This is a genomic window from Cellvibrio sp. pealriver (assembly GCF_001183545.1).
GTDB lineage: Bacteria > Pseudomonadota > Gammaproteobacteria > Pseudomonadales > Cellvibrionaceae > Cellvibrio.
Genome location: NZ_KQ236688.1, coordinates 3664564 through 3688323 on the forward strand (window position 1 = coordinate 3664564; position 23760 = coordinate 3688323).

19 protein-coding genes are annotated in these 23760 nt (G+C 41.1%); 8 read left to right on the forward strand and 11 right to left on the reverse strand.

The genetic code is table 11. The annotated features are described in order from the left end of the window. Positions 1 to 55: 55 nt before the first annotated feature. A complete protein-coding gene (locus VC28_RS16005) occupies positions 56 to 2683 on the forward strand; it encodes a tetratricopeptide repeat protein (protein ID WP_049631525.1) in 2628 nt (875 codons plus the stop codon). 70 nt (positions 2684 to 2753) lie between these two features. Further along, positions 2754 to 3782, forward strand: a complete 1029-nt coding sequence (locus VC28_RS16010) for a GNAT family N-acetyltransferase (RefSeq protein ID WP_049631526.1) — start codon at positions 2754 to 2756, stop codon at positions 3780 to 3782. A gap of 15 nt (positions 3783 to 3797) precedes the next feature. Here VC28_RS16010 and VC28_RS16015 read toward each other — a convergent pair whose 3' ends face one another. The 4 genes from VC28_RS16015 to VC28_RS16030 are packed head-to-tail and all read right to left on the reverse strand — an operon-like array spanning position 3798 to position 8344. Beyond that, a complete protein-coding gene (locus VC28_RS16015; protein ID WP_049631527.1) occupies positions 3798 to 5093 on the reverse strand; it encodes a FemAB family XrtA/PEP-CTERM system-associated protein in 1296 nt (431 codons plus the stop codon). A gap of 24 nt (positions 5094 to 5117) precedes the next feature. After that, the gene (locus VC28_RS16020; protein WP_049631528.1) at positions 5118 to 6125 is read right to left on the reverse strand and encodes a polysaccharide deacetylase family protein; all 1008 of its coding nucleotides are present in this window, start codon (positions 6123 to 6125) and stop codon (positions 5118 to 5120) included. Positions 6126 to 6128: 3 nt separating this feature from the next. Further along, positions 6129 to 7136 (reverse strand): polysaccharide deacetylase family protein, encoded by a 1008-nt coding sequence (locus tag VC28_RS16025; RefSeq protein WP_049631529.1) that lies wholly within the window; start codon positions 7134 to 7136, stop codon positions 6129 to 6131. Positions 7137 to 7168: 32 nt separating this feature from the next. Next, a complete protein-coding gene (locus tag VC28_RS16030; RefSeq protein ID WP_049631530.1) occupies positions 7169 to 8344 on the reverse strand; it encodes a carboxylate--amine ligase in 1176 nt (391 codons plus the stop codon). Between the two features lie 209 nt (positions 8345 to 8553). Here VC28_RS16030 and VC28_RS16035 point away from each other — a divergent pair, with 209 nt between their 5' ends. From VC28_RS16035 to VC28_RS16060, 6 genes are all read left to right on the forward strand, one after another. Beyond that, positions 8554 to 9675: a glycosyltransferase gene (locus VC28_RS16035; RefSeq protein WP_049631531.1), complete on the forward strand. Its 1122-nt coding sequence runs from the start codon at positions 8554 to 8556 to the stop codon at positions 9673 to 9675. A gap of 23 nt (positions 9676 to 9698) precedes the next feature. Further along, positions 9699 to 10274 (forward strand): arsenate reductase/protein-tyrosine-phosphatase family protein, encoded by a 576-nt coding sequence (locus tag VC28_RS16040; protein ID WP_049631532.1) that lies wholly within the window; start codon positions 9699 to 9701, stop codon positions 10272 to 10274. Between the two features lie 40 nt (positions 10275 to 10314). Further along, on the forward strand, positions 10315 to 11298 hold the full coding sequence (locus VC28_RS16045) for an acyltransferase family protein (protein ID WP_197085550.1): 984 nt from the start codon (positions 10315 to 10317) through the stop codon (positions 11296 to 11298). Positions 11299 to 11313: 15 nt separating this feature from the next. Beyond that, a complete protein-coding gene (locus tag VC28_RS16050; protein WP_049631534.1) occupies positions 11314 to 12591 on the forward strand; it encodes an O-antigen ligase family protein in 1278 nt (425 codons plus the stop codon). Positions 12592 to 13214: 623 nt separating this feature from the next. Continuing rightward, a complete protein-coding gene (locus tag VC28_RS16055) occupies positions 13215 to 13991 on the forward strand; it encodes a hypothetical protein (RefSeq protein WP_156184347.1) in 777 nt (258 codons plus the stop codon). Between the two features lie 132 nt (positions 13992 to 14123). Continuing rightward, positions 14124 to 15284 (forward strand): glycosyltransferase, encoded by a 1161-nt coding sequence (locus VC28_RS16060; RefSeq protein ID WP_082191576.1) that lies wholly within the window; start codon positions 14124 to 14126, stop codon positions 15282 to 15284. Here the strand turns inward: VC28_RS16060 and VC28_RS16065 are convergent. From VC28_RS16065 to VC28_RS16095, 7 genes are all read right to left on the reverse strand, one after another. Further along, positions 15265 to 16272, reverse strand: a complete 1008-nt coding sequence (locus VC28_RS16065) for a CapA family protein (RefSeq protein WP_231591894.1) — start codon at positions 16270 to 16272, stop codon at positions 15265 to 15267. The genes VC28_RS16060 and VC28_RS16065 overlap by 20 nt on opposite strands. A 30-nt stretch (positions 16273 to 16302) precedes the next feature. Beyond that, positions 16303 to 17640 carry a phenylacetate--CoA ligase family protein gene (locus VC28_RS16070; RefSeq protein WP_049631538.1) on the reverse strand — a complete coding sequence of 446 codons (1338 nt, stop codon included), beginning with the start codon at positions 17638 to 17640 and terminating at the stop codon, positions 16303 to 16305. 91 nt (positions 17641 to 17731) lie between these two features. After that, positions 17732 to 19528: an ABC transporter ATP-binding protein gene (locus VC28_RS16075; RefSeq protein WP_049631539.1), complete on the reverse strand. Its 1797-nt coding sequence runs from the start codon at positions 19526 to 19528 to the stop codon at positions 17732 to 17734. A 29-nt stretch (positions 19529 to 19557) separates the two neighbouring features. Continuing rightward, the gene (locus VC28_RS16080; protein ID WP_049631540.1) at positions 19558 to 20799 is read right to left on the reverse strand and encodes a glycosyltransferase family 4 protein; all 1242 of its coding nucleotides are present in this window, start codon (positions 20797 to 20799) and stop codon (positions 19558 to 19560) included. Then, positions 20789 to 21934 (reverse strand): glycosyltransferase family 4 protein, encoded by a 1146-nt coding sequence (locus tag VC28_RS16085; RefSeq protein ID WP_156184348.1) that lies wholly within the window; start codon positions 21932 to 21934, stop codon positions 20789 to 20791. The genes VC28_RS16080 and VC28_RS16085 overlap by 11 nt, the downstream gene beginning before the upstream one ends. Then, positions 21916 to 22845, reverse strand: a complete 930-nt coding sequence (locus VC28_RS16090) for a glycosyltransferase family 2 protein (RefSeq protein ID WP_049631542.1) — start codon at positions 22843 to 22845, stop codon at positions 21916 to 21918. The genes VC28_RS16085 and VC28_RS16090 overlap by 19 nt, the downstream gene beginning before the upstream one ends. A gap of 173 nt (positions 22846 to 23018) precedes the next feature. Then, positions 23019 to 23636 carry a PEP-CTERM sorting domain-containing protein gene (locus tag VC28_RS16095; protein WP_049631543.1) on the reverse strand — a complete coding sequence of 206 codons (618 nt, stop codon included), beginning with the start codon at positions 23634 to 23636 and terminating at the stop codon, positions 23019 to 23021. Positions 23637 to 23760 lie beyond the last annotated feature (124 nt).

The following is a 23760-nucleotide window of genomic DNA, read 5'->3' on the forward strand; positions in this document are numbered from 1 at the left end:
TAGTAATTTTAAAAAGAGTGTAGATAGGAATAATACCGACAGACAGGTGAAGACAATGAACAGCATTTCGAAAATAATAGTTATCTCGCTCTGTATAACTTTTGCTGCATGTAGCGATAAACAAGAAAAAAATATTGAAGACTCAAAGCGCCATGTCAGCTCTGCAAAAGTATATCAAGAGCAAGGGCAGTACAGGGCTGCAATTATCGAGGCAAAAAATGCCATTCAATTGATGCCTGAGTCGCCTGAAGGATATATCAGTCTTGCGCGGATTTATAACGAAATCGGTGCTAGCAGCGCTACGCAATCAATGCTGTCGCCAATCGTTGATAAATTGCCAGAGGTATCGACCGAATTGGCGAATGCACATTTCCTTAATAGAAAATATCTTACTGCAATTAACACTATTACTTCTTATCCTGCTGATGCATCTCGACAGGAAGATAGGCAGCGTCAGTCCTGGTTGAATGCAATGTCCAACATCTATCTTGGCAATAGAGAGGGCTATGAAATTGCATTGAAAGAATTTGTTGCTGTCGGAGGGAAAGAGAGTGAGGCAAAGTTCATCACTGCCAGTTATCTTGTTTCAAAAGGCGAAATAGAAAATGCAAAAGTAGTTCTGACTGAAGTGTTGGAAGCTGAGCCTGAAAATGTCGATGTGCTTTTCACAATGGCCAATGTTAGTCTCTATCTTAAAGATCTTGAGGGAGCCGAGCGTAATCTTACCCAGGCACTTGGGCAGCTCAAGAAAACTGACATAATCAACACCAAGAGAAGTCAAATAATAAGCTTACTAACGGATGTGTTAATTCAGTTGGGGCGCACTAGCGAAGCTTATACTTATCAAAAACTTCTTGCAGAATCCAATCCCGAAGGCAGCGCAGCGCAGCAGCGATTTAATGATGCGATGGAACTGTATCAACAAGGTAAATATGCAGAAGCTGAGGTTATTCTGCGTGAGTTAAGAGAGCAATTTCCTAACGATAAAAACACCGGCACATTATTAGGCTTAATCGAATATCAACAAGGATCCAATCGTAAAGCGGAAGACTTATTTGATGAATTTATTGATCCTGAAACCGTAACCCCTTCAGTGCTGCAAGCTGCCGCGCTGGTCAAGTTTCGTAATAATCAAATTGATGACGCTGTTGCTCTACTAAAAAAATCTGCTGATAGCCAACCTAATAATCCGGTTGTGCTTGCAACTTATGGATTGGCTTTACTCGATAAGGATCCAAAGAGTTCAGAAGGTGTGATTGTGTTAGAAAAAAGCCTTGCGCTCGATCCAAGGCAACAGCGTATCCGGATTGCACTCGCAAATCGGCACATAGCGTTGGGGCAGCAAGAACAAGCAGTGGCGCAATTGCAAAAAGCTTATCAAGAACAACCTGATGACTTTTATATTCAGCAATCTTATTTCAAGGCTTTGTTAGGTAATGAGCAGTCGGAAAAGCTTGAAGAAGAAATTAATCGATACAAAGATAAAAACCCGGATAGCTCACGAGGATACTTTTTTGATGGTTGGTATCAATTCCAACAAAAAAATTATAAGGCTGCTGAGCAGCAATTCGAGAGAGCTATTGCCGTAAGCGATAGCAGGGAAAAAAATCTTGCGTATGCAGGTCTTGCCCAATTATATGAAGCACAAGATCAAGTGCAAAAATCGATCACTGCATGGCAGTTTGCATTACAAGAAGATCCTGGAATGGTTGTTGGCTATTCTCGTTGGTTAGCTCAGATGCGTAAGCTTAATCGCGACTCTGATGCATTGGTCTTTTTGAATGGATTGGAAGAAAAGACTTTGCGCTGGGAGCCTTCAATTGTGCTTGCGCAGCTCTATGCTTCAATGAAAGAGCTGGGTAAGGCAATAAAACATGCTGAATTGGCATTAGAACGTAGTAATCAAAATGCGAATGTTAAACAGCTAACCGCAAATCTTTACAGAGTGCAAGGCGTTCAATTTAGGAGCCAAAATAAATTACCTGAGGCTCGCGAAAGTTTAATGAAAGCAGTAAAACTACAACCGGAAAATGCTAGCTTTCTAGGTAATCTTATTGAAACTGAAATCGCCGCAAAGAATATTCCAGAGGCGCAAAAACTGCTTGATCAATTTATCAAGGTGCCAGAGAACGAAGGCGAACGTTTATTTTTGCAGGGTTTGATTCGTTTTGCCGAAGATAAGAAAGAAGAAGGGATACAGCTCTATCTTGATTCTTGGTCTGCCAAACCAATGGAATCTGTTGCCGAGCAAATTTTTGCTTATTATCAAAAAGCGGACGATAAATCCAAAGCAGAAGAATTTCTTTCATCCTGGATTGAAAAAATTCCAGAAAGTAAAGCGGCTTCTTTAATGATGGCAGTTACGGCGCAAGGCAAAAACAATATGGATGATGCCCTGACATGGTACGAAAAATCAGTTGCATTAAATCCGAACATGCCAGCTGCGCTTAATAATTTGGCGTGGTTATACTACGAGCGTAAAGATCCTCGTGCGTTGGAATATGCCAAAAAAGCTTATGAGATGGCACCTAATAGCGCACCTATTGCCGATACTTATGGATGGATTTTGGTAGAAAGAGGCGAGCTGGCAAAAGGTATTGAGATACTCTCCAAGGCAGTACAGCTTGAGCCTGACAACAAAGAAATAATAGATCACTTAAAAGAAGCCAAGAGTCGTCAATAGCCACGACAAAATCGCGAGTCTGCAGTTTTGTGGCTCGCGATTTTCTTTTTATAGCATCGAAATTACCGGTATGTCTGATTTTTTCCCCGCTACTAATTACCCCGGCATTTTTGCTAGTCATGAATGGGTCGATGCTTGGCAAGATGCGTGGTCAGATTGTGTTGATATTATTGCACTGCAAAGGCACGCTGATCCTGAAAATTGTCGCGATGGTTTTTATACTTACCAGCTAAAAAAATTAGCGTGTATAAAACTAATAACGCTTTTCTCTGCTGGCATATCAACACCCGCTAGTCCGAGCTTAAGAAGCGAATACTTTAATCAAGATAAAAAACATGTTGGTGCACTCATTCGGTCCGCTTTGAGGTTTGATTGGGATCAGTTTTATATTCCTGATGTTATCTTAGGGTCTGATGAATATCATGAGTTTTGCAAAATTGCACATGAAGAAAATGTAAAGCTGATTATCCGGGATCAATCAATAAGCTATGCTGTTCAGCTTAAGCACAATACATTTGTGGATTACCTGAAAGGATTGGGTAGCAATACTCGATTAAAGTTATTTAACAAACGAAAAAAGCTTTTTTTGTTGGGCGATATCCGGATAGAAAATCTCTGGCCAAACGTCGACGCATTTATTGATGTGTTAAATCAATTTCATCTGCAGCGTTGGGGGCGACCCTGTTATTCAGGGCGTAATCGAGTACAAATCACGCGCTTTTTAAATCAGATTGCGCTTGCTGGTGGCAGGCCGGACTTGTCTATTATCTATTGTAATGATGATGCAATATCTGCAGTATTGGATTTGTCGTATCTAGGCAGAATTTATAATATCCAATCGGGTTATCGTGAAAAGTTCCAAGATGGTATTTCGCTTGGAACGCTACATTTTGGTTTTCAACTAGAGAAAGCATTTTCCTCTGGTGCAGATTATTATGATTTTATGGCAGGTAATGGCAAGAATAGCGATTACAAAAAGTCACTTGCTACGCACAGTACCACACTGGTTAGCTTGATGCTTGTGCGCAGCAGATGGCTGCAGGTATTGTATTTGGCAAATAATCTGCTCAATCGAATCAAAAGCCTACAGAAGCCTTAATTGAGTAACTGGGGGTTAAGGTATTCCTTTAATAATATGAGGCCCCAGTAAATTCGCTGCCCATAAAGGCAGCCACTTCCACAAAGCGACAAATATTTTTAGCTTGGGATTATCGGGGTTCATTTCTGGTCTGGGTGTGTTTGGAGGCAACACGCAGTACCAATAATGCTGACAGGGTTCTGCCCCCCATTGTTTTTTAAATTTGTAAGTACCTGCATCCAGTGTTGATCTACCAAAGTCAAAATATACACAGCCTTTTTGAATGGCAAACGATAAGATTTTTCGGTACATCCACATGTTGGTATTGTATTTATTGGCTGATTTTAAGGTCGAAGCCCAAGGGATCTCCATTAGTGTTCCATAGCTCACTAAAAAACCACATGAAACAGGTTTTTTATTGATGTAGACAATAATAATGTTCGCATCCAAATCATCGTGGTTGAGAATGTTTGCAAACCATGTTTTCGCGTATACCGGTGTTCCGAGATCACGCATGTTCTCTGAGAAGACCCGATAAAAATCATCGAGTAATTCCTGTTTGCCGATTTTCACTTGGGGTGAAAATTCATCAGCTTTTTTATACTGTGCACGGATTTTACTGCCTAGTGTTTTATCGAGCGATTCATCATCTGTTGGTAAGCGCAATAACATAGAGGCTTTTTTGGTTGATGGGTTGTCACCGAGCCCTTCATGAATACTGCGTATTTCAATGTGTTGCAATCCAAGTTGTGCACGTACACCGTCGAGTGATTGCATTAGAGACATACAAACATCGTTATATTCACTCACTACGCCACCATAGTTTAAATAAGGCATGGAAACACCAAACTTTCCAAATAATGGCGATGAAAAAACAGTAAATGGAATTCCGCCGAGTAGATCCCCAGTGATTGAGCGAGCGCAAAGAATGAATGATTGATGACCAAAAGTTTTTTTAACGACCTGTGCCCAAGCAGGGTTATGGCTTGGCAGCGTAGTTTTGTTATTCCGTATAAACTCCGCCCAATCGCTCACCAAGTCGAACTCTACTAATGTAATACGTATTTCGTTATTCCAGTTATGTTCTTTATCAATCAACGAGAACGCGTGTGTAGATTTCGGCTTAGCTAGCGTAATTTCTGGTGCGGCATTTTTTATTTCAGCTGCTTTTTTTATATCGGCTTCCAGCTGGGCAATTTTTTGTGAAATTTCCTTCATTAATGCCAATTGTTGCGTGTGCTCGGGCGTATTTTTTTGCAAATGTTTGAATTTGCCCGAGATGATTCCTTTCTGGGTCTTTAGTGATTTTAGTTCGTGGAGCTGTTGTTCCATTGTTACTCTCATTGCCAATCAAAATTAAATGCGACTGCGAATATATTCCAGCCAAGATGAGTAGCGGACAAATTTTTCGAAACTCGCGGGAAAGCTGTGCCGATTAACCAGAAACGGCTGTTGTTCAATTTGTCGCAAGCTAATATTGCCTGGCATGGACGTCACTGCGCCGATAAAAAAATTCGTGTTTTTGACCAGTTCGGTATGCTGTTCGGAAAAATCGCTCAACGCTCTTCCTGATGGATAACAAAATACCCGTGAAGGGTTTTCCAATTCATGTGCAAGTAAATCGTGTGCTCGTTGTAATTCGCTTTTAATTTGTGTGTCCGACAAAGCAGAAAATACCCTGTGGCTGCAGGCATGAGAGCCAATACGTAAGCCAGCTTTTTCTGCCTGGCGCAAACTATTCCAACTGCTTGGCTTGTAGTTCGATGGAGCGGGTTTATGTGGATCAACATCGAGCGCATTCAATAGTGAAGCGACGTATTGGTCGAGTTGATTTGCCGGTAAGCTTTTTCCAAAACGCGTAAGCTCTCGACGACTAATACGCTTTTTTTCTGGTGTACTAAAATCCAGTACAAATGTTTGATTGTTGAAATGAAAATTCAGCTGGGATTGACGGGCATTCCAAATTGCATCGCTGATCCTGGAGTCCCAGGGCCAATCAATACCCTCTACCATATCGATGATGGTAAACAGTGTTGGTTTGCATTGATGCTTTAATAAAACAGGGACTAATTGATCCAGTTGATCCTGATAGCCATCATCGAGTGTAAAACACAGTGTAGGGTGTTTCGGTTTTTGTTTTGCCAGCGCCTTTTCAATTACTTCGTCTACTGAAGCAAATTCAAATCCGGCGGCTTTTGCATATAGAATGCACTGTTCTAATAGTTCAGGGCTTACACCATCATAAGCGCCATCAAGCGGACGCGGACGATGAATCATATAAATAGTGACGTAATGCCCTACAAGCATGTTCATCAATGATGCGATTGGGCGCGATGTGAGTGTTCGATAGAGAAACGCACTCATGAATCAAGTCCACCCTGATAAACGCGCACCCAACAAACGCGCCGAATGGCTAACATTTTCATGTAAACCAATGCGGCAGAGTTGATGAGCCGGGGTGGTGCGCGCATTCACAATTCCGCGCTGGGTGGTTACTGCTGCAGTGTAAGTATTGCGTACAGCTTCCAATGCTGTTGCGTTGTAATCACCATTTGGAAAACAAAAAATATCTATTGCCTGTGGCAGTTGTTGAGTGAGCAAGGCTTTGCTGTCAACCACCTCATGCATAATGTCAGCTGTGGGCAATGCGTTGTTGAGGCGCTTATGGTTACAGGTATGCGACCCGACTTTTAGCCAGCCTGAATTCACCATAGTGCGCAGTTCATCCCAGCTCATCAGTCCCCGTGGAAGCGCAAATGCGAGATGTTGTTGCCATTCAATAGCATCCAGTGCTGCAAAAATATCAGCATCGCTGAATTGTTTGAGGGTGCGAATAACGGCAGCCATATATTCGCGGTCACTGGTGTCGGTTACCGATGGAACCTGCTGTAGCGCAAGCGCGAAAACCGGATGTTCTGCCATCGCTTTGGTTGCGTTGCTTGCCAATAACGCGCTGACCAAATTGGGCCAGAACTGGAAGTCAGTGCCCATTTTTTCTACCACAGCAAACAGGGTGGCCGGCACTTGCTCCTGTTGGATTATCGGTAACGCGAATTCGTAATTATCGTACCATCCGTCGTCAAAGGTAATCGCGCAGGCGCGGCGTGGAAGTGATTTTCCGCTTGCACGTAATTGCAGCCATTCGCTCAAATCCATTACATCAAAATGTAATTTCAACTGGCGTAAATGTAACGAGAATGTTTCGGGAGTCACTATCATTCCCGGCTCTTCCAAACTGTAGCGAATATCGTCTTTAGGCAAAATCCGGTGATACATCAACACCCAGAGCTGTGGGTCGCGCCCAAATCCGGCAAAGCGATGTGGACCAAATTGATTGGCTGCACTAATAACGCATTGCTTGATAAGTTGTTTCATAGCTGTGTTGGTCCGGTATTGATGGAGATGCTTTACGCGCGCCCAAGCAGTTGGCGTAGATACGTTTTAAATTCATAAATACCGGGGCCCATATCACCTAGCCGATTGGTTTCATGCCGCGTATTAAAGGGCGATGGTATTAAAAAAGTAAGAATACGTTTGAGTTTGTAGCCCAAGGGATAAGCGCTTTTCAGGCACAGATATAAACTGTCCAGATCTCCCAACAACCAACGCAGGCGCTGTCCTTGTTTGTAATTGTCGGGGATATCGCCTTGGATGCCCAGCTCTGCTTGTACCAGTAGGCGAGGAAAGTCCACACCGGCATCAATCGATAGTTGCAATGAGCCCCAAAAACGTGTGTTCACTTCCATCAGGTAAGGCATTCCCTCGGGCGTTACCCTGAACTCTACCATAGCAACCCCATGCCACTGTACGTGGTCTAATAGTTGTTGGGCGTAGTGTTTGAGTGTTTCATCAACTGCGACACTCTCGCTTAATACACTCACACCGCCTTGCGGGGGTTTTTCGCGCAGACGCTTGTGGGCAAAAAAAGTCACCGGTTTCCCTTGGTTGTATAAGCAAAACAAGCCTGCACCCGAACCAGGAATAAACTCCTGAATCATAAAAGGATACTGTGCCAGATAGGGTGCGCTGGCGAGGGCATCCTGTAAATCCTGTTCGTTGTGTAATAGTTTTACACTGGTAGAGATCCAGCCTTTGGCGGTATAGATGCGCGATAAACAGGGTTTGATTACGCAAGGGTAGGTGATGTCTTGTAGCTCAAGATCGGCACTGGAAGAAAGCCGCCTGAATGCAGGCACTGGCACGCCGGCAGATTTTGCCTGCTCCAACAAGCGATATTTATCTGCGAGCGACATAACTGTATCGTAATTGGCAAATGGCAGGCGCACATCCCCCAATTGTTCACTGTGCATCAGCAAAAGTTGGCTGGTGATCTCTGTAACTGGAATGACCAATGAATAATGCGCTTCTGCACAGATCTGTTTAATCCAGCGCAAATAGGATTCAGGCTCATCGGCTGAACTGGGAGATTGCAAATAAGCGGTGGAATATTTGGAATGGGCAGCCAAGGCAGATGGCGTCGAGTCGGCGGTAATGATGCGAACATTTTCCAGTTTGCCCAATGAGCGCGTAACGGCTAGAGCGCTTCGCTGTGCAGCGTCAAGAACAAGGATAGTGTGTGTCATGTCTCTGCAACCGGCCCTAGTTAGCAAAAAAATCAGCAAAAAACAGCAACCAAAAAACAATTGTATTGCTGTACAAATATGCATTGCATGGCAATGTTTTATGCGAAAGCCGGAATCATACGGATTGCCTAACAAATCCACAAGCTTGCAATAAGAAGGTGATAGAATGCGCTCTTTGCATATATTCGCACTATCAATCGGAAGGAATAATGACCGATAAAAAACGCACTATTCTTCATGCGATAGACACCACCGGCCCAGGTGGTGCGGAAACTGTTTTCCTTGATATCGCACAGCATCTTCATCTTCCCTATTATGACAATCTTGCCATCATCAAAGGTTCAGGTTGGGTAGAAGATCAATTAAAGCTACGTGGCATTCGCTATCGAATTGTAAAACCCTTTGGATTTTTATCTATCCCTTATTATTACCAGCTGTATAAATTAATTCGCCGTGAAAATGTTGCGTTAATCCATGCGCATTTGCTTGGTTCGGCTCTCACCTATTCGATTCTCTCGCTGTGTACGCGTTTGCCACTCATTGCTACCTTACATGGTCGTGTTGACATCAATCCGCGTGAACGATTCGTTTTTATCAAGCAGGCGATTATGCGTATGGGTGTGGCCAAGCTCATAGCGGTCAGTCGTGACCTTGCAAGCTATATTGAAGCGCGCAAACTTTTTCCCCGTAAAGCAATTGATGTTATCTATAACGGCGTTGACCAGCATCGTTATTCCGCTGGGGCACCAGAAAAATTAAAAGCACAGTTGCAGCTTCCTGATAATGCAATACTCATTGGCAGCCTTGGCAATATCCGTCCAGCGAAAAACTATGAGACCTTAATTTCCGCTGTTAGCTTGTTGAAAAATCCGCAGCTGCATTTTGTTATTGCTGGGCACAAAAAAAAGGATTTGATGGAAAAGCTGGAAAAACAAATGCAAGAGCAGGGCGTAGCAGCGCAAATGCACTTCATCGGTTTTTATGACAACACCCCTGAATTTCTTGCGCAATTGGATATGTTTGTACTCTCATCCAGCTCTGAAGGTTTTTCTATCGCCACCATAGAGGCTATGGCAGCGGGCTTACCCGTAATCGCTACTCGTTGCGGCGGGCCAGAAGAAATATTGCATCATTTAACTACAGGTTATTTGATTCCCACTGAAAATCCCGAAGCACTTTCTGCTGCGATTAAGCACTTGCTGGATAATCCTGCACTTGCATCGCAATTAGCAAAAGCCGGGCACGATCATATGCGCATCACCTTTTCATTGGGAGCAATGCTTCAAGCGTATCAACAACACTATTACAGCTTGCTCCATGAAAATGACTAAGAACAATCACTGAAGGTAAAATTGTGTCGGTATCAGAAGCTATTAAAAATCGCTTTGGTTCAAAAAAAGGCATGCTGCGTTATTTCATCTATGAAGTGCTGCGTGCTGTTGGTGTGTATCGAAAATTAGAAAAAATAGATTTCACACAAGTAAAGCGTTTGGTATTTGTTTGCCAGGGCAATATTTGTCGCAGCCCATTAGGTGAAGCTGTTGCACGCCAGCAAGGATTCCCAGCTATATCATTTGGGTTGGATACGCGCGGAAATGATCCGGCAGACTCGCGTGCAATTGCATGGGCACAATCTAATGGCTACAGCTTAAAAAACCATATCACTACACGTGTGGATCAATACGAACCACAGGCCGGAGATCTATTAGTTGGCATGGAACCGCGCCACATCCGCAAATTACAATCCTTGTTTGCCCAAGCACCGGTTCAAATTACGTTGATAGGTTTATGGTTGGAATCACCTTTGGCGTATTTGCATGATCCATACAATTCAAAACCAGAATATTTTTCTCGTTGTGAGCAATTAGTTGTTAGTGGCGGGATTAAAATTGTGCATTTTTGCGAGGTCAATTCCAAAGATGCATCATAATAATCAAATAAATAGCGCGAACGTAGTTAGCAATAATCGTGTGGCAATATTAGATTTGCTTAGGTTTATGGCAGCAATTTTCGTGCTCTTGTATCACTATCACTACTATCTTGTAAAAGTGGCAGGTGACAATTCTTTTGCGCTATTTAAATTCGGTTATTTAGGAGTTAACTTTTTCTTTATGCTGAGTGGCTTTGTCATTATGGCATCTGCACATAATCGTAGTGCGATTAAGTTTGGCTTGTTAAGAGCGCTTCGATTGTATCCTGCGTTTATAAGTTGTTTGATTATTACCTTAGTGGTGCTCTACCTGTTCGGAAATGAACTACCGTCAGTATCAGCTATTTTACTAAATGCATTGATTATAAACGATTACTTTGGAGTCCCTAATGTTGATGGTGTGTATTGGACGCTTCAAGCAGAATTAAAATTTTACGGTTGTGTTTTTTTACTCATTTTATTTAGTTTTCTATCCCATTATCGGGTCTGGTTAAGTATTTGGATTGCCTTAGCAATTAGTTTTCATTACTTCTCCCAGCCGTTTTTTTTAGGTTGGCTAATTAGCCCAACATATTCATTTTTCTTCATCGGCGGTGTTTCTGCGTATTATATATTCAACAATGCAAAGGATCGTTTTGCATGGTTCATTTTTATGCTGACTATGGCTTTCTCGCTTGTGAAATCCTGGGAGCAGATAACAGGATTTTGTTGGGATGCAAGGGAGATAGACAGAATGGTGGCTGCGGCAATTACTTTTTGCTTCTATCTATTGTTTATTTTTTTGCCTCAGCTAAATAAAAAAATAAAGCCGTCGAAATTAATAGCCGTATTAGGTGGAATGAGCTACCCGCTGTATTTAATTCATAGTCGCGCTGGATTGGAGTTGGTTGGCGGCATTGAAGGGGTTGTGGGTATTTATGGCGCGTTGCTTATTGCTATTTTTGCTGTTCTTGCCACTTCTCTCCTTGTTCATCTTTATATAGAAAAGCCAATTTTTAAGCGTGCAAATGCATATTTGAGATAACAGGTCTGAGTTTGTATGGAAGAGCAAAAAAAAATAGATGATTTCTATGCCTTCAAAGTTAAAAATATGTGGGCTTATTTTAAGTCCCAGCATTTTTCATTTTGGATGATCTGCGGCTATCTGTTTTTTGAATTTGTGAAGCCGCAGGCTCTATTTCCTGCAATTAGTATCATTCCTTGGGCACAGTTATTACTAATTGGTGCGTTGGCTGGCGTGTTTACCGATCCAACCATCAAGAGAGTGTCGTCTGCTGCTAATATATTGCTTGTGCTTTTTTCAATTATGATCGCTATATCAATTTTTGGTGCTAGTTATCCTGATGTATCCAAAAAATATTATCTGGATTTTTATAGTTGGGCGATTATCTATTTTTTAATTATTAATATTGTGAATACCAAGGAAAGATTTTATATATTTTTAATAATTTTTATTGTTGCTGCAGGGAAAATTGCTTTTGGTACTTCGAAAAGTTGGGTTTCTCGTGGGTTTTCATTTACATCGTGGGGATTAATGGGGCCAAAAGGCTATTTCCAGAACTCCGGAGAATTAGCAATTTTAATGTTAATGCTTTTCCCGTTGGCGTTTTATCTATATTTCCATCTAAAAGAGCGCGTTAAAACATGGGAAAAAATCCTATTGGCACTTTTTTGGATTTGTCCTGCTTTGACCATAATGGGCGCTAGTAGTCGCGGTGCGCAAATCGCCTTTGTTGTAGTGCTTGCTTTTATGTTTAGAAAAAGCATTTTTAAAGTAAAGTCTTTGGTTGGTATTGTCATTCTTTGTTCGTCCTTGTATTACCTTTTACCGCAAGAGCAGAAGGATAGGTTTGCTGCCGCTGGTGATGATAAGACATCTCAGCAGCGACTTCTCTATTGGGAGAATGGTTGGGAGATGATGAAAGATCACCCGTTGACCGGCGTTGGTTTTTTTAACTTTATCCCTTATTACAATGCGCACTATGCAGATGATGTTCTATTTACAGATAGGGGCGCTGAGCTGCCGCATAATATATTTATTCAGGTCGGTACAGATGCAGGCTTCATAGCATTATTTCTATTTATTTCGCTTATTCTATATGCACTGATTAGCGCTTCAAAGATAGCAAGAAATAATAGGCTAGAGCCAATAGATCGAGCTATAGGTGCTGGGCTTGGTTACGGAATCATAGGCTATGTTATTGCGGGGCAATTTGTGACTGTAACTTATTATCCTTTCTTTTGGGTGCATCTCGCTTTTATCGTAAGTTGCAGTAATATTTACTTCGCAAAAAAGGCACATCCTAGCGCTAAATAGATTAAATGAGGTGTATTCCTTAAATGCTTGGAGAATTTAGGGCATCATAATTGTCTGGGATAGCAGTATGTGCCCATGAAGCTGCTTTCGCACTCATTCTGTAGGTGAAAATGAGTGCTGGTACAAGCTATTTTTCTGCGTTGGGCAAAGGGCTTTTTGAGCGGATAACAATAAGTAAAAAACAGAGTGACTGTAATAAGTTTAAGCAGTTTATGATTTCATCGTTTTTCTTCTAATAATTTTCTTGTATCAGGTTTGGCGGGAATTCAATCTAAGGTTATAAACGCTTTCTTGTTAGTTTTAAGATGATTGAATTCAGCTAAGTAAAGCCAAAATCTATTTACTTGCAGTTCAGATTTGAGTATTGCCGTAACACTTTTTCTCGGCTTAAGCTTTTAATGAATAAAAAATAGAGCGCTGCTTCCTAATAATATCTTGCCCATGTTTAAGTTGATGTTTTTCAACAAATATTGTTTTTCTATGAAGAGGATGAAAATGGATGTTTGTAGTTCTATGTTATAATTAACAAGCTTCTTTCTATACCAAGACCCGCTTTTTCTCAAGGCATCTCACCAACAATCATCTCTTTCATAAAAGGCACGTTTATTATGAATGTTAACGTTATGAAAACTGTCATTACTGGGACTCTTTTGCTTTGTTCCCAAATTAGCGTAGCTGATGTTATTTTCAGTGACGATTTTGAATCAGGTAAGGCATCATCTTTATGGACAGATTTAACTAGCGTTGCAGTCGTGCCGCTACCTAGTGCTACCGGTCGAGCGGGATCTGCAATGCGATTTACCTACAAAGGTAATGCCGACGATACGCAAGATGCTTTTGCGGAGGCTCGCTTTGATTTGAAGGCGGAGTATAAAAAGCTGTCGATTAAATATGACTTATTTGTTCCGGAAAATTATATTCATCAAAAACCATCTGATCGAATAGATAATAATAAATTTTTCCGACTGTGGCGCGAGAAATATACCGTTGGTGATCATATAGGTGCTTCAATGTTATCTGAGCCGGATGGTGACTCGCTTTTGGGTGTTGATTACAAACTAGAGCCTACTTGGGGGATTTCTACAGGAATCGACCCTAAAGGAAACTTTATCAGCGCGGCTGATCGTGGAAAGTGGTTGGCTATAAGGATAGAGGTGGAAGCGCCTGTAAGTGCAACTCAGCTTGGTGCAATCAGGATCTATAAAAACGACAAATTATTTGTTGGCACAAATAAAGTAACGGATGTTGAGCCTGGAGAGCAGGGATGGAGATACGGCTACTTATTGGGATGGGCCAACTCGGGTTTTAGAGCTGACACGTTTCTCTATATCGATAATGTGCAAATTGAAGATTCGGTGTCCCAAAAACCAAAGCCACCTGAAAATACTCTGGTTAGATAATTTTAGAAAAATGAGCAAGTATGTTGCTCATTTTTTATTTGTAGATGAATTATGGTGAGGTAATTTGTGTTACGGAAAAAGGTTTTATGGATTTCGCATTTTTTACCATTTCCGGTAAAGAGCGGTGCCCAAATGAGAAGTTTCAATTTAATGAAGCAGTTGGCTATTTATCATGATGTGAATGTTGTATGTGTCGTTCAGGAGTCGGTGGTAAAGAATTACTTTCCCTCTCTGGAGGAGGCGATAGAAAAAGCGACTCCCGCATTTTTGTCTTTTTGTCAGAGCGTCAGCTTTGTATCCATTAGAAGCCAGCGCCGATACGAAAAAAAAGCTAATCTCATAAAATCTTTATTCTCAACAAAAAGCTATGCAGCATCTCGGTTAGAAAATAAAGTTACTCGAGATGCTATTAAAAAAGCTGTGATGAATGTGAAACCGGATGTAATCCATTTAGATACAGTTGCCGCAGGGGTTTATTTGCCGTTATTCGAAGATATAGATTTGGTCTTAAATCACCATAATATCGAATCTGAAATGATGCTACGAAGGGCGAGAGAAGCTTCAAATTTTTTACTAAAAACGATTTGCTATTTGGATGGCTTTAAAATTCGCATGTTGGAAAAAAAACTTTTTTCAAAAGTGAAGAATCATCTTGTTTGCTCTGATCTTGATAAGATGCGCTTCTTAAGCCTTTTTCAAGGGGCAAATATCTTTGTTGTTCCGAACGGAATCGATTGCACATTGCCTTCTATAGATAGATCACCTGTTCATGGAAAGTTGCTATTTATTGGTGGGCTTGATTGGTATCCAAATTCGGATGCGATGCGCTTCTTTCTAAAATCAGTTTGGCCCGACCTAAACAAGATAATGCCTGAGGTTACTCTCGATATTGTAGGGAAGTGCCCCCCTAGTGACCTAATTGAAATTGCAAGTGCCTACACCAATGTAAAGCTTCACGGGTTTGTTGATGATATATCCGGTTTTTATAAAGAGGCATGGATATATATATGCCCTATAATGGATGGTGGCGGCACAAAGCTAAAGGTGCTAGACGCAATGGCCAATGGGGTATTATTAGTTGCTCATCCGATAGCAATGGAAGGTATAGATGCTGTTCCTGATGAGCATTTTAAGTTAGCTGATAGCGCACATGAGTTTGTTGCTGCTATTTCCGCTATTAAAAATACAACTGCAAATCAAATAAAAAGTATAGAGCATGCTGCGAAGACGCTCATACAGGAAAAATACGACTATGAAAAAATTGGTAAAGTGCTTAGCTCTGCCTATTTGTAGCTTTTTTTTGACCTAGAATTTTTCTTTTGAAAAAAATAGCTTTTAATCGAGTATTTCCCTTGAAAATGTTCCGTAAATGATAGAGTACTTTTCTTATCTGTTGATTCTTGATTGAAGAGCCTAGATTGTAAAGAGTAAAAGAACCATCAATTTTGACTGGGTTTTCTACAGGAGTTGGAACCGCACCATCGTGCATAATTTCTATGGGCCAAACTTTAGTTTCAAGCTTTTTGTCTGGCCCTATGTTTACCTCAAGTATCCCGCTCTTCAATAATCTTTGATCCCAGCACAGATCAAAGACGAAGTTACCCAGTGAATATGCGCAAACAAAGTTATCTTCTGCTTCGATCTCATAAAAGAGGTGAGGATGACTCCCCACTACGATTCTTACCCCAGCATCTTTCAATTTTTTTGCAAGCTCTCTTTGATATGGAAGGGGGGATGTTGACTCTTCAAGCCCCCAATGAAGCATAACGATTAAGTGATCTACAGATGAAACAGATGCTCTCACAAGTTCAATAAAGGCTTCATCCAATCTTTGGTAAAGATTTTGTTTTTTGTCTGTGTTGTCTGGTACATCAGATGCTGCGAGAAAACCTATTTTGATTCCTTGATGCACATAGATTGTTGGCTGTGCTCCGTTAAGTCCTGTGTAGGTTAAACCGTGACTTTCAAGAATTTGCAGGTTTTCTTTGAATGATTCTACGCCATGTTGCACTGAGTGATTATTTGCAACTTGTAAAACTTTAATGTTATGTTTTTTAAGAAGGTTTGCAGTGCTTGGAGCAGCTCTTAGAACAACACTTTCTGGCTCGTTGGGATTAAGTCCTATAGAGCAAATTGAGGCTTCGAGATTGCCGGCAATCAGATCGGCTTGTTTAAAAATGTGTTCTACATGTGAAAACAAATCTTTTGTTTTAGCAAACGTGCCTGGGCCATTCCCAAAGTTTGTATAATATTCACCTAAATTTATGTCGCCCACGAACATAAGTTTCACTGTTTTATCTCCAAATACGTTTTACTTTTTGATCTTGGATACTACGCTTTTAAACTTGCCGTTCGAGCCCTTTTCGATTTTTTCTACATATTCGATTTTTACATCAATTGAAGAGCTGGTTCTCTCTTTTATGTTTTGTATTAATAAGTCCGCTCTAAATGCAATTGAGTTTTCATGATTTAATACAACAAAAACAGTTATTTCATGAAAGGATTCCTGAACAATTTGTGCATTAGCTATACCGTCTATACCCTTAAATGCTGGATCCATTCTTCCGACTTTTCTACCTTCGGGTGTAATTATTATGTCGTCAAGCCGACCATCTATAGAGGTAAAAACATAGTTACCCTCTGTAGTCTCCTTACAGACAATATCACCGATCTTATAGCGCAACAATGGCATACCAAAATTAAGTAATCCCGTTGTAATCACTTCGTAATAGGTATCGAAAACATTCTTCGTTTCAATAACCGAAAATCTCGGGTTTGCGTAATACTTATCTCCTGATGAAAAAGCATTGATTGCCATTTCAGTGCAACCGTAATGATCAAGTACTTTTGTTTCGAATGTGCTTTCTATCAGTGTCCTTGCTTCGTTACTGAGATTTTCTGAAGACGTTAAGACAACTTTAGGTTTGAAATCGAATTTAAGGCCACGATAATTTGCTAGCTTGATAAGCTCAACTATTGCGGATGGATAAGTATCAATGAACTCCGGTTTCCATGAATTTAATGCATCAACATAATACTTAATGTTTTCATCTGATATGAAATAGGACGATATATACTGAGTCTTATTAAAAAAGTCGTATCTATCAGGGTGCGTTTTGGGTGACTTGTAAAGGATTCTGCCTGCAAGTGTCGTACTTTTTGAGCGATAGTGACATCCAAACTGCTTCAATGCTGCATTATAAATCGCATAGTTTATTCTTCTGGACTCGTCCGTATACTTAATGGATAGCGGTGTACCACTGCTCCCACTGGTGTTGGCGGTTTTTAATTGATGTCGAACACCTTCTTGATTAGATATAAACTCATCTTTGTTCGCTAAAATATCGGCCTTTGTTATGATAGGTAAAATATTGTTAATGTCAGTTGGAAGTATTTTGGATGTATCTACGTTGCGTAAGTATTTCTGATAGAAAGGTACATGATGCTTGCAATAACTAATAAGTTCCCTCAGTCGAGCTGCCTGCGCAGCAAAATCTTCAGGTGTAAAGTTGTTTAACAGAATTAAGTCACCCTCGTATTCCTTCGGAATATTGCCAGAAAATCTCTCTTTGTATAACTTCGCACCGAAAATACTTAATGACATATTTTGTGCTGTTCGAGGAAGATTTAAATAGATGTTTTGTAGCATATGAAATCCTTACTATTCACAATTCAGAGTGTCGCGTTGCATCAATCTAGCTAATATGCCGCTCTGACTAGTAGCAATTTTGGTGGTAATGCTAAATCATAAATCCTTTTTCAATCATTGATTTGAAATACTCATTTTCTGCAAACAGTTGCTCATAAGAGCCGTCCGCAATCAATTTACCTTCTGCAATAACAGAAATTTTGTCTGAAAGTTTGATTGCTGCAGGTCGGTGCGAAATGACAATAATCAGCACTTCTTTTTTGAGCTCATTTAAAAGATTCATCAAGTCGTGTTCTGATTCTATGTCAAGCGCGCTGGTTGGTTCATCCAGTACTAGCACTTTATTGTTGCGGTAGAGCGCTCTGGCAATTCCTATACGCTGACGTTGGCCGCCACTCAGTAGTTTTCCATCTTGGCCAAGGCCTGTTGCTAACCCTTGCGGTAACTTTTCAACAAACTCCATTGCATTAGCGTGAATGAGTGCTTGTTTGACCTTTTCCAGATCTATATCTTGTTTATCCACGCCGAAAGCGACGTTAGCAATAACATTATCGTCCAGAATAAAAATGTGCTGGGGTACATATCCAATCGTTGCTTGGTAGGCGGGCAATAGTTCTCCTTGAATATTGTGATCCCCTGCTTTTATTTGTCCGCTAATTGGTGGAAGCAATCCAAGAATAATATCAGCCAGTGTGGATTTTCCAGAACCTGATGGCCCTGCAATCGTATTTAATTTTCCTTGTATAAAATTGATTGATACATCGTCCAGCGCGAGATTGTTAGTATTTGGGTATTGATAAGAAATATTTTCTAATATTATTGAACTAACATTTTTCATTGGCTCTGCTTTTGTCTGAATGTTTTTTTCAACTATCACATCCAAATAAGACTTCAATTTCAGTACTACGCTGCCATTCGCACTCATACTTGAGATTGATTTATATATCTGTTGCATTGTGGGTAACAATTTATAACCTGCAATGGCGTAAATACTCAAAATTGAAACTACGCTGTCGCTATTGCTACTGGACAATACCAAAATAGCGAATAACAGAATTGCACTGAAAGAAATGGTTTCTATGGCAAATCTTGGAAGGTCGCCGGAAAGTGCAATATATGCAGTTGAATCGAGGCCGCGTCGATTAATGGTGCGATAGTTTTCAGTATATTTACTTTCGAGATTATTGAGTTTTATATCTTTTATGCCAATAAATGATTCAGATAATATGGCCTGAACTAAACGGTTGCGCTCAGTAATGATCTCGCCGTGCTTGGCGAGAGACTTTTTAATGATCCAGTAAGTTCCCAAGTAGGCTCCACCAATAAGCAGTGCTGATCCAATAGCAATAATAGGATCAAGAAACAAAAGGCCGACGAGAATAATAAGAGCGACAAATGCCTGGCTGCACATAATTAAATAGGGTTGTAGAACCATATAAATAAAGCGAGGTGCATCTGCAGAAATGGTCGAGATGAGTTTGTTATAGTTGGTAGATTTATGAAATAAATAATCTCGGTTGATAAATTTTTCGAAGATCTTAAATTGAAAATCACTGCCTAAGCGAATAGAAAAGCGTAGTTGAACCCAGAGCGTAAATGCGCTGATACCATTCGAAACAACAATCATTGCGATCGATAACAAGGCGAAGCCGAGAATAAATTCACTATCAGACGTAAAATTACCAATATCATAAATAGTGGACAGTACTTTATTGGTGTGTATGGTTTCCGGATTTGAAATAATGCCAACGAAAGGGGCTACGCTAGCTACCCCCACTACCTGCACTATTGCAGAGAATGCAAAAAATAACTGCAGTAGCAGCATCTTTGTTTTTTCTTCTCTGCTCAGAACGGCGTAAATACTGCGGATGATGCTTAGGATGTACATAGACAGTCAGCGTCCATTATGAATATAAATCAATGGGAAATATCGGATTTCTGTTTTTCGAAAGTCGCTATCGCATTGGAATAGATCGTGCGCATTTTCTGCTGAATAAGCTCAGCTCCCCAGTTTTTATAAGCATGCTCTTTACCTGCTTGTGCAAGTGCTTTTGCATCTATGCTGCCTTCTGCAATCTGGTTAAGCAGGTTAACCAATTCGTCAGTGTCTCCTGGGGGATATAATAATCCTGTTTTTTGGTGAATAACTGCTTCTGATGTTCCTCCTGTATCGGAAGTGACAGTGAGCACACCTAATTGCATCGCTTCTATAAGAGATCCGCCCAATGCTTCAAACCATAACGGTGTTTGTAGTGCGATATCAGCGTAGTGCAATAAATGTAAAACATCATCTCTGTGACCAACTAGCAGCACTCGATCAGAGAGTTGGTGCTCCTGAATTTTTGCTCTTAATGTTTTTTCATACTCTTCATCGCCTTCAAAGCTGCCGGCTAATATCAGTGCAATCTTGGGGTGTTTATCTTTAAGCTGGATGATTGCATCGATTGCAATATGTTGACCTTTGTCGTGACAAATACGTGCCGCATGCAGTATGACAAGATATCCGTTGGCCTTAAATTCTTGTATAAAATTCAGGTTAGATGCTGTTGTTTTGGCGAGAGTTTTTTCAGAGTCAAAGGGAGAGTGGACGACTTGGCATCGATCTCTTGGTAGTGTTTGTAGCAATTCCAGATGCGCTTTCATTAAGTTGGCACTAACAAAAATATAATCATTTGCCCGGCCCAGCATTTTCCCTTCTGCCCAGCGATAATCATCCAAGTGACGGAAATAGTAAATCAACGCAGCTTTTTTGATTGTGGCTAATCTATAAGGCAGGAAATGAGCTCCTCCATTTGCTTGAACTAAGTCGATATTCAAAAACAATGTCTTCATTAGCGTTTGTATAACAACGGAGTATTCGTTGAGTAGATCTAATAGAGCGATAAACTTTAAACCAAAGAAACGCATTAAGTTATTACTGGTGAGTTCTTTAAGTGCTTTGATATGGGCACTTTTTCGTTGGTAGTTGTAAAACGAAAACACACGCTTCGCCGTCACATGTCCGGAGAGCGGTTTGTTATATAGATCTTTAAGTGGGTGATAGTTAATGAAAATAAATTGGAATTCTTGCAGTTCATTGGCAAGATCTACCGCTCTTGCAATTGAGCCGCCCGATGTTTCAACCTGATCAAAAATAAGAATTGTTTTTTTATTCATCATTTGCCCCGCCGATGATATTTGCCATCTTTTCTATTTGCATTGAAACAGAGAAGTTATTTTCAGCGCGCAATCGGGAGCTTCTGGAGAAGTCCTGTGCGAGCGCAGTGTTGCCGCACAAGGACGTTATTTTTTTTGCGAGCTCGACATGATTACCGGGGGTAATAAGAAACCCATTTTTATTATCTTCAATGGTTTCAGAGAGACCTTGTAAATTAGAAACGATCAAGGGCAGTCCGGAAGCCATCATTTCTACACTGGACATGGTGAACGAGTCCCAACCAGTAGAGGCGATAACGCCAATAGTGGAGCTACGCATTAAGGCAGCAATATCGTTGCGATAGCCGGCAAAAGTAACATGGGCTTCTGCGGCCGTGCCAGTTAACATCTCTGTATACGTATTTGCTTCATCACCTTTGTTGCCGCAGAGTACAAAGTGAATATTATTCAGCTGGCCTAGGCTGGCTAAGTGAAGAGCAGCCTTGATAATTGTCCTAACACCTTTGCGTTCTTCCATGTGACCGGAATAAAAGACAATACGATGATTTTCTGGAATGCCCAGCGTGTGATGCGCATAAAAATTTTTGCCGTAATCAGGGTAAAATTTTTCAGTGTCTACACCTAAATAAAGTACTCGAGTAGCGCGATTTGGAACGCCCCTGCCGTGAGTGGCTGTATGGCGCATGGCTTCTGATTCAAAAACAAATAAATCCGGTCTATTTTTTCTTAGTAAAAACTCTATTTTTTTTAGCCAGAGTTTTAAGCCTGAATTAATCCCACTCATACTGGCACCCCAGTAGGAGATTATTTTTTTCACACCATTATCTTTTAATAAATGAATAACGTTAGCTGGATAGCCAAGATCGAATGCAATAACAGTTTGAATATTGTTATTGCGCAAATAAGGAATGAGTGTCTCTGGATTGGGCTTGCGGTAATCGCAATCGATTTTATTTGATGTTTTACTATCCTTTAATCCATTAAAGGACCAAAAAACACGGTCTTCTGAAAATCCGGCACGTAATGCAGCTTGATGAAATACATGTTCCAGTGATGAGATCGCATAGCCGGTGTGTTCCTCGCAGTGGATCATAATCAAAATAGCAGGTGCAGACGCTTTCATGACGATTTCAGCCACAGTTTTATCAGGGTGAGATTTTTGCAGATACACAAGTAGTGATAGAAGCGCGCTGCTTTGTCCATTTTTACTAATGCGAATATAAATTTCAGTGAGGCACTGAAAGAATTGGTTAGTGCGTCAATTAGTAAGCGAACAGGTCTGCCCATCAATTTTTTGCGCGCAGTCAATTTGGCTATATGAAAAGACGAGTGTGCACCATCAACAAAGAGTTTTTTAATATTTTCGCTGGTGTATTCGCGCTCTTTGAGTCTGTGGCCTACGCCTGCGGATGGAAAGTAAATTACCTTGTTTTTGGCCCAAACCATTTTGCGATAGAGCAGAGTTTCTTCACCTGCAGCAAGTTTGCTGCCTTGGCGGCCGAGATTGGGGTCAAATCCTCCCAGTTCAATCAAGAGCGTTTTTCGCACACAAAAATTTTTTCCATAAAATTCACGGTGAATATCATTTATTTCGAGTAGGCTGTCACCGTAATCCAGCCCTACAAAGCAGGGTGTATATTGAGGAAGAAACCACCAAGGTTTTGGTCTATCCCAAATAATACTGATTTTGCTGTAAAGGCAGTCGGGCGATAAGTTACGGATGGTGTTGATATATTCTTTCGTCCAATTAGCGGGAATATCTGCATCATCATCAGTAAATAAAATATATTCGCCTTGGGCTTTCTCCAAGCCAGTATTGCGTGCGTGCGAGAGCCCTTGTTTAGGCTCAAAGTAATAATGAAAATGCGGGTGTCGAGTGGAAAAGTGTTGCGCGATCTGTGCGGTGTGATCCGGCGAATTATTGTCGACAATAATTATTTCGATAAGGCCTGGTTCAGGCTGATCCATAGTCGCCAATTGATTCATGGTGATTTCTAATGAATCGGCGTTGTTGTAAGTGCATAGCACTATGCTGATAAGCGGTTTCATTTCCCTGGTCGTCTGCGTAGGCATTATTGAGTTTTCGCCGTTAATATTTATGCGAAAGTGTTATTTGTGAGGCGGGGAATTCTACCACAGGGATTAATAAGAGTTTGTTGCAATGCCAAATCCACACAATAAAAAAAGGCACCCAAGGGTGCCTTTTTCTTCGAAGCAGCTAATTATGCTTTTTTAGCTTGACGACGACGGGACAATCCAAGACCCATCAGGCCAAGACCGAGCAGAGCAAAAATACCTGGTTCTGGAACTTCCAGTGCTTTAACAGAGAATTCGTCTCTTGCACCGCCAGCCCAGAATTTGATTTCATCAACAGTGATGCCACCAACAACGAAGGTTTGTTCGCCGTTAGCTTGTGATGAGTTGATACCGTAGAAGGTCAGGGTTGGAGCAACTTGTACGCCGCCAAACCACAGTGACAAATGGCCAACCTCGCCTTTTACGAGGTCACTGCCGTCGCCGCCTTCATTGTCCTTGTTGAACAGGTCAGTAACTTTGATTGATTGCAGAGCGGTTGGGCTTGCAAACAAAATTCTGATGTATTCAGCGCGATCAATTTCATCAATTTCACCGCCAACAACGCCCAAACCGTCTTGAGGGTCAGCGGCGAATAACAGTGAACCAGCTGGGCCTGCGATAGCAGTAACGCCGCCGACGGTGTGGCTTGGTTGGTTGTTAGCAGCTGGAGTCCAGGCTGCTGAACCGAAATCGATAATGAGTGCGTTTGCTTGTGCAGCTGCGAACAGTGCACTTGCGGCGAAAAGCTTGCTAATAAGTTTCATTGTCTATCTCCATGATAAGTGAGTGTTTGGCGACCAACCTGGGTCGTTAGCGAGGCTAATGCATAACCTGTGCCACATCACAAAATCCTTTTTAATCAATTGCTTGTGTATTGATTTAATTTGG